The organism is Dapis brunnea BLCC-M229, assembly GCF_050015995.1.
Taxonomy (GTDB): domain Bacteria; phylum Cyanobacteriota; class Cyanobacteriia; order Cyanobacteriales; family Microcoleaceae; genus Trichodesmium.
Genome location: NZ_JBNHEP010000280.1, coordinates 19,241 through 30,160, shown reverse-complemented (window position 1 = coordinate 30,160; position 10,920 = coordinate 19,241). Strand labels below are relative to the sequence as shown.

General features: G+C 41.9%; 5 protein-coding genes. 4 read left to right on the top strand and 1 reads right to left on the bottom strand.

Annotation, left to right across the window (positions count from 1 at the left end; translation table 11 throughout):
- Nucleotides 1-99 precede the first annotated feature (99 nt).
- From ACP6PM_RS32200 to ACP6PM_RS32185, 4 genes are all read left to right on the top strand, one after another.
- A complete protein-coding gene (locus ACP6PM_RS32200; protein WP_426590938.1) occupies nucleotides 100-1,056 on the top strand; it encodes a metal ABC transporter solute-binding protein, Zn/Mn family in 957 nt (318 codons plus the stop codon).
- A gap of 398 nt (nucleotides 1,057-1,454) precedes the next feature.
- Nucleotides 1,455-2,228: a metal ABC transporter ATP-binding protein gene (locus tag ACP6PM_RS32195; RefSeq protein ID WP_426590937.1), complete on the top strand. Its 774-nt coding sequence runs from the start codon at nucleotides 1,455-1,457 to the stop codon at nucleotides 2,226-2,228.
- 83 nt (nucleotides 2,229-2,311) lie between these two features.
- A complete protein-coding gene (locus ACP6PM_RS32190; protein WP_426590936.1) occupies nucleotides 2,312-3,130 on the top strand; it encodes a metal ABC transporter permease in 819 nt (272 codons plus the stop codon).
- A gap of 162 nt (nucleotides 3,131-3,292) precedes the next feature.
- Nucleotides 3,293-9,202 carry an amino acid adenylation domain-containing protein gene (locus ACP6PM_RS32185; RefSeq protein WP_426590935.1) on the top strand — a complete coding sequence of 1,970 codons (5,910 nt, stop codon included), beginning with the start codon at nucleotides 3,293-3,295 and terminating at the stop codon, nucleotides 9,200-9,202.
- Here ACP6PM_RS32185 and ACP6PM_RS32180 read toward each other — a convergent pair.
- Nucleotides 9,179-10,537: an oligosaccharide flippase family protein gene (locus ACP6PM_RS32180; protein WP_426590934.1), complete on the bottom strand. Its 1,359-nt coding sequence runs from the start codon at nucleotides 10,535-10,537 to the stop codon at nucleotides 9,179-9,181. The two genes, ACP6PM_RS32185 and ACP6PM_RS32180, sit on opposite strands and share 24 nt — an antisense overlap.
- Between the last annotated feature and the right edge of the window lie 383 nt (nucleotides 10,538-10,920).

Below are 10,920 nucleotides of genomic sequence, written 5' to 3'. Positions count from 1 at the left end.
ACTGGAGCATTTTGTCATCTAAAATATTAATGAAAAAACTTTGTACTGTCCAGTACCTTATATTAGAATGATAATCATTCTCACAATAGGTCAAAACGAATGTTCAGAAAATTTCAATGGCTTGGTAGTTCATTATTAGGAGTAGCAGCACTTATCACAACTGTTTCTCTAGGAAATGTTAGCAGCGTCGCTCAAAATAGAGATGGAACTAAGATAGTTGCAACTTTCTTGCCTATATATATCTTTACCAAAGGAGTCACGGGAGAAACTGGAGAAGTAGAACTTTTAATTCCTCCCGGAACAGATCCCCACGACTATCAGGCAACACCGGAAAATGCTCGTACTATTGCAGCAGCAGATGTATTAGTCAAAAATGGGTTGGGTTTTGAAGAATTTTTAGAGAAATTAGTTGATTCTGCTGGTAACTCTCAACTACAAGAAATTGATGCTAGTCAAAATATTGAACCTATAGAAGAAAAGGAGGATGACCACGATGACCACGATGACCACGACCATGACCACGACCATCACCACCACCACAGTCACGAAGAGGGAAACCCTCATGTTTGGTTAGACCCAGTTTTAGCACAACAACAAATCAAGAATATTCGCGATGGTTTAATTAAAGCTGACCCGAATAATACAACTACTTATCAGACAAATGCTAATATTTATCTGCAAAAATTACAGCAACTTGACCAAGAATTTCAAACTCGTTTAGCTCCCTTCCAAGGATGTAAATTTATTGCTTTTCACGATGCCTATCCCTATCTGGCAAAACGCTATAATTTACAACAAATGGCAGTGGTAGAATTGCCACAAGATAATATTACGCCTAAAGATATTCAAAGAGTAATAAATGCAACTAAAGAATATCAAGTCAAAGCTTTACTGGGAGAAATTGGATACAATGATAGTCGAGTGCAGCAAATTGCTAAAGATATTGGAGTACCAGTCAAAAAATTAGATCCACTTGAAAGCGGTTTGTTAGACCCAGAACATTATTTTACTGCAATGAGAAATAATTTAAAAACCTTAGAGGAAGTTTGCCAGTAAAATTATATAATTTGCTCCCTCCGGGGAAGCTATTTTGGCGGGTAATTAGTTATAAAAAAGTTTTTGTTTGTAATTTTGTTTTAGCCTCCCAAATATTTATCCTAATTGCTCAATTCCAACTTTGTATTGCGGGCATCTTGCCCGCCACAAATATACCTTACTGAGCTGAAATCTGCCTTATTGAAGGATAAATCAAAAAATTAGATACAATACATAGTTATTTGTTATATGAAATACAAAAAATTGTGCAAATACACGAATTTACCCACTGCCCAATTACCCTACCCCCATCTTCATCTCAATCTTTTGTAGTAAACATTAAGGTATTTCATATTAGACTCAAAACATTATTTGACTGCTATAAAAAATAATTGAGAAAGTTTAGAGGAAGTTTGTCAGTGAAAGTAGTACCAATCAACAAAAACCTCCCAGTAATCAATGTACAAAATTTGACAGTAGTGAGAGGCAAATATCAAGCAGTAGAATCTGTATCATTTCAAATTTTTCCTGGCAGTAATACGGCAATAATTGGACCTAATGGCGCTGGAAAAAGCACATTAATTCAAGCAATATTAGGTTTAATTTCTTATGAGTCTGGCTATGTAGAAATTCTTGGTAGACAAATAAAAGATTTAGGAAAACACTGGCAGAAAATTGCTTATATTCCCCAGAAGTTACCTTTTGACCGGAGTTTTCCTTTGACTGTGGCTGAATTAGTTAGTTTGGGTTCCCCACAACGAGGTTTGATGAAGTCGCGCCAAAAACTTATGTCTGTGGAAAAAGCTTTGCTACAAGTTAACTTACAAAATCAAGCTAAACAGCCAATAAGAAGTTTAAGTGGAGGGGAGTTAAAACGGGTTTTATTAGCATATTGTTTAGTGGAACCTCGGCAGTTATTAATATTAGATGAAGTGATGGCTGGCATAGACCCAACTGGAGAAGTAGAGTTTGCAGAATTATTAGCAAATTTACAGAAAGAAAATGGCTTTTCTATTGTTCAAGTTTCCCACGATTTAGATATGGTTAGTCGTTATTGTGACCAGGTTATTTGTATAAATCGTCGTTTATTATGTCAAGGTAAACCTAGCGTAACTTTGGATGAGGATAATTTGACTGAGATTTATGGAAAGAGTTTTACTAGATATTTTCATCTTTGCAAAAATAATCACTAGAAATAAAAAGTTTTTCCGATCAATATTTGATTAATCAAATCTAGAATTTTTAGTCTTACTTCTTATACTTCTTACTTATTAATATGAATTTTTCAGAATCGATTAGTTTATTTAGCCTGCCTTTTATGCAACGAGCAATTATTGGCGGTATTCTATTAGGAATTTTGGGAGGTATTCTCGGTAGTTTTGTGATTTTACGCCAGTTATCTTTATTTGGAGAGTCTTTAGGTCATACTGCTTTTTTAGCTGTAGTTTTAGGTGCTTTATTACAGTTACCTCCAATGATGGCTTTAATTGGGTTTTTGCTATTATTTGGATTAGGAATAAATTATTTAATTGAAAGAACTAATTTAGGTGGAGATACGATTTTAAGTATCACGGTCGCGGGTTCAGTTGCATTGGGAACAATAGGGTTTAATTTTGTACCTGGATATCGTGGTAATTTATTGTCTATATTGTTTGGTGATATTCTGGCAATTAGTAATTTAGATTTAGTTTTTCTGGTAATTTTATTGGCTGTATCTTTGGGTTGGTTATTGCTCACTTTACAAAAACAAATATTGTTAACTTTGAATGCTGAATTAGCACAAATTCAGGGAATTCCTGTACAGAGATATCAATATATATTTATGATTATTTTGTCCTTAGCGATCGCTCTTACTATTAGAGCAGTTGGTATTTTATTGGTAAATGCTTTTTTAGTAATTCCAGCAGCTACAGCCAAGTTAATTTGTAATGAATTTTTACCATTTTTAGGAGTTTCTGCACTAATTGGCGCTATGAGTGGGGTGATAGGAATGGTATTATCTGGTGCTTTTAATTTGCCTTCAGGTCCTAGTATTGTTTTGGTGCAATTATTGGTATTTTTGGTAGTAGTATTTTCTGGTCGGGGGAGATTTTAACAGGACTTACGCATGAGGAACGAAAAACTAGGACTTGAGATTGCTTCCCTATCGGTCGCAATGACGGAAATACGTTGAGGTGCGTAAGTCCTATTTAAATCTTATACCCAATCTCACCTAATTTTTGTCCCATTTTTATGATATACCCTTTTTCGTTATCCTATGTCTAAACAAACTCATATTTCAAAAGATATTGCGCTGAAGCCAATAGCTCCCAATCAACTAATAACCTCCCAGAAGCATTATCCCTCTCTCAGGGAGCAGATTTCTCCAGGCCCAGGCTTTAGGGAATTTGCCAAATCGGAAATAGAGCAATCAATCCCAGAGCGATTTTCTCAACAGGTGAGGCAATATCCCCAGAATCTGGCCATCAAAACCAAGAATTACCAATGGACTTATACGGAACTAGAACAAACCGCCAATAAAATAGCCGGGCTCATCCTCGATAAATGCGGTGGTGGCCAACAAAGAATTGCCCTGCTATTAGAACATGACGCCCCAGCAATAGCAGCAATTTTAGGAGTGCTCAAAGCCGGAAAAACTTATGTTTTCCTCGACCCGAGCTATCCGAAAGAAAGACTGGCTTATATCCTCTCAGATAGCCAGACAACGGCGGTGGCGACCAACAACCGGAATTGGGAATTGGCAGTGGAATTGCTCCGAGAGGAAATAACGCTCATTAATATTGATCGGGTCGATGTAGGGGGAGATTGGTCTTACAGCCAACCAGAAATTACCCCAGACCAACTCGCATACATACTCTACACATCGGGTTCCACCGGACGACCCAAAGGGGTAATGCAAAATCATCGCAACGTGCTGCATTTCATCAGGAACTATACAAATAATCTCAAAATCACCTCCGATGATAAGTTAACCTTGCTGTCATCGATGTGTTTTGATGGTGCAATTGTGGACATATTTGCTGCCTTATTAAATGGTGCGACCTTGTATCCCTTTGACCTCAAATCTGAAGGTCTAGCTCCCGTGCCGACTTATCTTCAGCAGTCCGAGATTACCATTTATCACTCCATCCCCACCGTATACCGACACTGGACTCCGAATCTGAGTGCAGGAAACTATTTGCCACAGATGCGTTCAATAGTCCTGGGGGGAGAGGAGGTTAAACCCCAAGATGTCGATATCTACCAACAGCACTTCAGTCAGAACTGTATCTTAGTCAATCTGATGGGTTCGACAGAATCGACCATTAGCTTACAGTATTTTATCCATCCTCAAACAGAGGTAGATCATCGGGTTCCAGTAGGTTATCCCCTCGAAGAAACAGAAATTATCTTGCTCGACGACAACGCAGAGGTCACAGATTTCTATGGGGAAATCGGGATTCGCAGTCCCTATATCGCCTTGGGATATTGGCAGCAACCTCAGCGGACCGACAAGGTTTTTTTAGCTGACCCAGAAGGGGGTAACAAGCGAGTTTACCGCACGGGAGATTTAGGTCGTCGGCGACCTGATGGCACTCTTGAATTTATGGGACGCAAAGATTTCCAAGTCAAGCTCAGAGGATATCGGATTGAACTACCAGAAATAGAAGCAGTTCTGCTACAACACGCTCAAGTCAAAGAAGCAGTAACGATTGCAAGAGAGGATATTCCTGGAGATAAACGCCTGGTTACTTATGTCGTTGCCAACAGATCTCAACCAGTCATCAGTGAATTGCGCAGCTTCGCGAAAAGCAAACTACCGGATTACATGATTCCGGCGACTTTTGTGCTCTTGGAGTCTCTACCCTTAACTCCCAACGGCAAGGTGAACCGACGCGCCTTACCCGCACCAGAACTAGACACCAGACTAGAAGCTAGCTTTGTCCCCCCCCAAACTCCGACCCAAGAATTGCTAGCGGACATCTACGCATCAGTCTTGGGAATAGAAAGCTGCGGAATTCACGATAACTTCTTTGAACTGGGAGGACATTCCCTGTTAGGGATGCAAGTTATTTCCAGGTTGCGAGAAACCTTCAAGATAGAAATGCCCCTCCGCAGTATCTTTGAAGCCTCCACAGTTGCCCAACTAGAAGCACAACTCAACCGCAGGAGTCAAAATAATGAGCAACTCCCCATCGCCCCAGCTATCGAGAGGGTATCTCGCGAGCAAGACTTGCCCTTAAGTTTTGCCCAAGAACGACTGTGGTTCCTCCATCAACTAGAAGAAGGAGATACCTCAGCATACAATATGCCGAGTGTATGGCAGCTCACTGGGGAACTCAACATAGATGCCCTAGAAAAAGCTCTAACAGAAATAATCAGACGTCACGAAGTGCTGCGGACGAGCTTTCAGTCAGTCTCTGGTGTGGCGCGGATGGCGCTCGCACCAGAGTGTCAACTAACTTTGGCTGTCATCGACTTACGGGAATTATCAGAACCAGACCAATCGCTGCAAGTACAAAAGTTGACAGAAGCCGAACAGAACCAACCGTTTGATTTAGAACAAGCACCGTTACTGCGGGCGAAGATATTGCAACTAGAAGAGCAAAAGCAAATTTTGCTGTTGAACGTGCATCATATTGCTTTTGATGGCTGGTCAAGGGGAATTTTGCGCCAAGAGTTGTCCGCGATCTATCAAGCTTTCAGCTCTGGCAAACCCTCACCATTAGCAGAATTACCCATTCAATATGCCGACTATGCCGCGTGGCAAAGGCAGTGGTTACAAGGGGAAGTCTTAGAAACCCAACTCAACTACTGGAAACAGCAATTATCAGGGGAGCTACCTGTCTTAGAACTGCCCCTAGATTATCCCCGTCCAAGAGTTCAAACTTTCACCGGTGGCAAAAAATCTTGCCAACTATCCCAAGAACTCACATCATCCCTCAAAGAGTTGAGCAGGCAAGAAAGCGTGACGTTGTACATGACTTTACTGGCAGCATTCAAAGTATTACTATCACGTTATTCAGGACAGTCAGATATTATTGTCGGCACGCCTATTGCTAATCGCGACCGCACAGAATTAGAAGGTCTGCTGGGCTTTTTTGTCAATACCTTAGTGTTGCGAACTGACTTGGGAGGAAATCCCAGTTTTGGGGAATTATTAGGACGAGTGCGGGAAGTAACCTTGGGGGCTTATGCTCATAAAGATCTGCCCTTTGAGAAGCTCGTGGAACAGTTGCAACCAGAGCGAGATTTGAGTCGAAATCCCTTATTTCAAGTTTGGTTCGATATGGTGAATGTGCCCCGTCGCCCCTTGTCACTTCCGGGAATGACAGTAGAAAACCTCTCTTTAGGAGTTGCTCAGTCTAAGTTTGACTTAACCCTATATGTTCTCCAAACCCGTGAGAGCATTCAACTGACATTGGCGTACAATGCCGAGCTATTTAGTTCCCTGAGAATGTCACAACTGCTGGAACACTATCAGTATTTATTAGAGCAGATTGTCACCAGTCCCGAAAAGAGGCTCTCAGGTTTGGCTCTATTGAGAAACAAACAGAAGCATTACCCCGACCTCAGGGAACAGATTTCTGCAAGCCTTGGCTTTAGGGAATTTGCGCGCGGCGAAATAGAGCAATCAATCCCACAGAGGTTTTCCCAACAGGTGAGGCAATATCCCCAGAATCTGGCCATCAAAACCAAGAATTACCAATGGACTTATACGCAACTAGAACAAACCGCCAATGAAATAGCCTGGCTTATCCTCGACAAATGCGGTGATGCCCAACAACGAATTGCCTTGTTATTAGAACATGACGCCCCAGCAATAGCAGCAATTTTAGGAGTCCTCAAAGCCGGAAAAACTTATATTTTCCTCGACCATAGCTATCCGAGAGAAAGACTGGCTTATATCTTAGAAGATTCTCAGGCAACGGCAATAGCGACCAACAACGCAAATCGGGAATTAGCGGTAGAATTATGTCCGGTGGCAATAACCCTCATAAATATTGATACGGAAGATGTAACAGACCATGGCTCTGTGATGAAACCAGAAATTACCCCAGACCAACTCGCATACATACTCTACACATCGGGTTCCACGGGACGACCCAAAGGAGTGATGCAAAATCATCGCAACGTGCTGCATTTCATCAGGAACTATACCAATAATCTCAAAATTACTGCCGATGATAAGTTAACCCTGCTGTCATCCATATCCTTTGATGCAGCAATTATGGATATCTTTGCTGCCTTATTAAATGGTGCGACTCTGTATCCCTTTGACCTCAAATCTGAAGGTTTAGCTGCCGTCCCGGAGTATCTTCAGCAGTCCGGGATTACCATTTATCACTCCACTCCTACTGTATTCCGGTACTTGGAGAGTCACCTGACAGCAGCAGACTATTTGCCACAGATGCGTTTAATCGTCTTAGGAGGAGAGGAGGTTAAACACCAAGATGTGCAAATTTACCAACAGCACTTCAGTGCTGATTGTATCTTAGTCAATGGTCTCGGACCGACAGAATCGACTGTGACTTTACAATATTTTATCGATCGACAAACAGAAGTAGGAAATAAAGTACCAGTAGGTTATCCGGTAGAAGAAACAGAAATTATTTTGCTCGACGACAATGGAGAGGTCACGGATTTCTATGGAGAAATCGGAATTCGCAGTTCCTATATCGCCTTGGGGTATTGGCAGCAACAAAAGCTAACGGACAAAGTTTTTTTGGCTGACCCAGACGGGGGTAACAAGCACATTTACCGCACGGGAGATTTAGGTCGCCTTCGACCCGATGGCAGTCTGGAATTTCTCGGACGCAAAGATTTCCAAGTCAAGCTCAGAGGATATCGGATTGAACTACCAGAAATAGAAGCAGTGCTGCTACAACACGCTCAAGTCAAAGAAGCAGTGGTTATTGCCAGAGAGGACATTCCTGGGAATAAACGCCTGGTTGCTTATGTCGTCGCCAACGGTTCTCAACCAGTCATCAGTGAATTGCGCAGCTTCCTCAAACGCAAGCTACCAGATTACATGATTCCGGCAGTTTTTGTCATCTTGGAGTCTCTACCCTTGACTCCCAACGGCAAGGTGAACCGACGAGCTTTACCCGCACCAGATGTTTCTACCCAGGAAGTAGGAGAAATCCCCCCCCGTACCACCACAGAACTGCAACTGGCACAAATTTGGTCTCGGTTGCTCAATATCCCTGTGGTGGGAGTGCGAAACAACTTTTTTGACTTAGGCGGTCATTCCCTGTTAGGGTTGCGCTTGATGGGGAGTATCGAACAGCAGTTTGGAATGAGGCTACCTTTGACAACTCTGTTTACCGAACCTACCATCGAAAGCCAAGGTCGTTTACTCAGTGCGAACCCCAAGACTCAAAGTTGTTCGCCTTTAGTTCCAATTCGGCAAACCGGTTCAAAGCCACCATTTTTCTGCGTTCATCCTAGGGGAGGCATTGTTCTGTGTTTAGCGCCTCTAGCTCGCCAATTGGATGTGGAACAACCTTTCTATGGTCTGCAATCTATAGGACTCAATGGAGAAGAAAAGCCTTTAACTCGCTTTGAGAACATGGCTACCTCTTTTATTGAAGCAATACAGACCGTTCAACCTGAAGGACCATACAAACTTGGCGGTTACTGTTTGGGTGCGAAAATCGCTTTTGAGATGGCTCAACAGTTAAGCTCTTTAGGACATGAAATATCACTCTTGGCATTGATAGATCCTTTTTCTCCTTTCTTGTTCAAAAAACCTCAACCAGATGAAGCGAAGATGGTAACTTCTTTTGCCGGGCATCTAAGTCGTCTTTTTCACAAAGAACTGCCAGTGTCAGCAAATGAACTGGAGCAACTAGGGTTAGACGAGAAATTAAACTATATTTTTAAGGAGGGAACAAGACTTCAACTCTTGCCACCAGAAATCGGTCTAGAGCAGATGCAGCAGCTATTTGCCGTTTACCAAGCCAACAGCCTAGCCAGCTATTGCTATGTACCCCAGCCTTTCTCGGGTAGGATTACTATCTTCTGTGCTGAGGAACAATTGGAACAATTAGCCGAAGAACAAATTCAAGGTTGGAGTTCTCTAGCTGCTAGTGGCATCAATATCCACAAAATTCCTGGCGACCATTTCTCAATGATTGCCAGTGAAGCTTTAGCGAAGGAGCTAAGTCCCTATCTCGGATGTTGAGGAATCTCGTTGAAAAAGTCTCCTGAAAACCAGGGGACTTACTCCCACATATTTCACGACTAAAAAACTTAGCCAAATATTCCACAACGCAAAAGTAAAAGTTGTCACCATAGCGGCACCTACCGCACCAATGAGAGGAATCGCGATCGCATTTAACACGATATTGATAGCAGTCGCATAAACAAAAACCATCGCGGATTTATTTTGATTGCCCGTCATTATCATCAAAGTGGAGACAGGACCGCACCAAGAATTGATAACCCGTCCTAACACCAAAATCTTTAACTGCCAATTAGCGACAATAAATTCCGAGCCAAATATTCCTAAAACAGGTTGAGAGAAGACAATCAGAAATAAGGAAATAGCCATAGAAGGCCAGAAAATCCACAATGCGACGGTGGAAATCACCTTTTGTAGACCTTCTATATCGTTTTGAGCGTACAGGGCGGCGAAACTGGGAGCGGCGACTATATTGATAATGGTCGGTACAAAACCAACCCATTGAGCCGTCTTCAGTGCCGCAGCGTACATTCCTGCTTCCTCTGGTCCCAATATTGAACCCACCATAATCGTGTCGGTTTTACTGAGAATGATGAAACAACCGGACTGTAATAACACAATCAAAGCGACACCCAACCACTCTCCAATAGCATAAGCAGGTTTGCTAGCAACAAATTCTTGGTTGAACTTCAGCAATAATAATCCCAACTGGAATAAAACGGCTGTTAGTAAGGTGATTTGAGTGATCGCGATCGCAGGAATTCCTGTGAGATAGTGATTGGTCTCTAAGACCAGAAATGCGCCACAGATTAGCAAGACTGGCCAAATTATTTGTGATGGCGCATAAGCTAAAGTAACGTCCTTGGCGGCTCTAGCTGTTTCCAATTGCAACTTCACCAGTGCTTGTAGCGGTATCAGACCAATCCCGATTAATAAAGGAGTGGCATAAGCAAAGGGGTGGTAATAATTGAGCAGTAAAATTACACCAGCAGTTAACAAGCTAACCAAGAGACTTGCTACAACAGTCATCAACCAGCTACTCCGGATTATCCCTCGCAACAGTCCCCATTCTTCTTTCACCCGGTACTGGGAGACAAAGCGCAAAACGGTATGAGGTAAACCTAATCCTGCGGGAATGGCTAACAGGACAGACCAAGCTATCACATATTCATAAATGCCATACTCGGTTCTACCCATCCATCGGGCGAGGAAAACCTGTACTAAATAAATCAGAAGAATACCTGCAAGTTTTATAACCAGGGCAATTCCAGCTTCTTTAGCTAAAACGCCTAAATTCAGATTTTCTTCGGTAGTGGAAGCAACGGTTTGAGTCATAAATTTTCATTAAATAAATTGTGATATAGTCATAAAAAATGTAATTTTTAGTAGCCAATTATAACCAGTATGCTTGAGTATATTTACCAATGAATAATTGATAATTGATAATTGATAATTGATAATTAATCAATCCGGCTTTATTGCCTTCTATTTCAAGAGAAAAAAGAAATTGTGATTTCCTTATATTCAATTCCCGTACGGTTTTAACCAGAGGTAATTATCCATTTTGATGACCTCACGTCACAACCAAAACCCTGTAGGGGCGAATGGGCATTCGCCCCTACTGTGGTTTACCGTGCAGAAAAACCGCTTTAGAAGCCGTGTGAGTTGGAAACTCTTATGCACGGCGCGTGAAACAGAGCTGAGGAATAGCGATATCC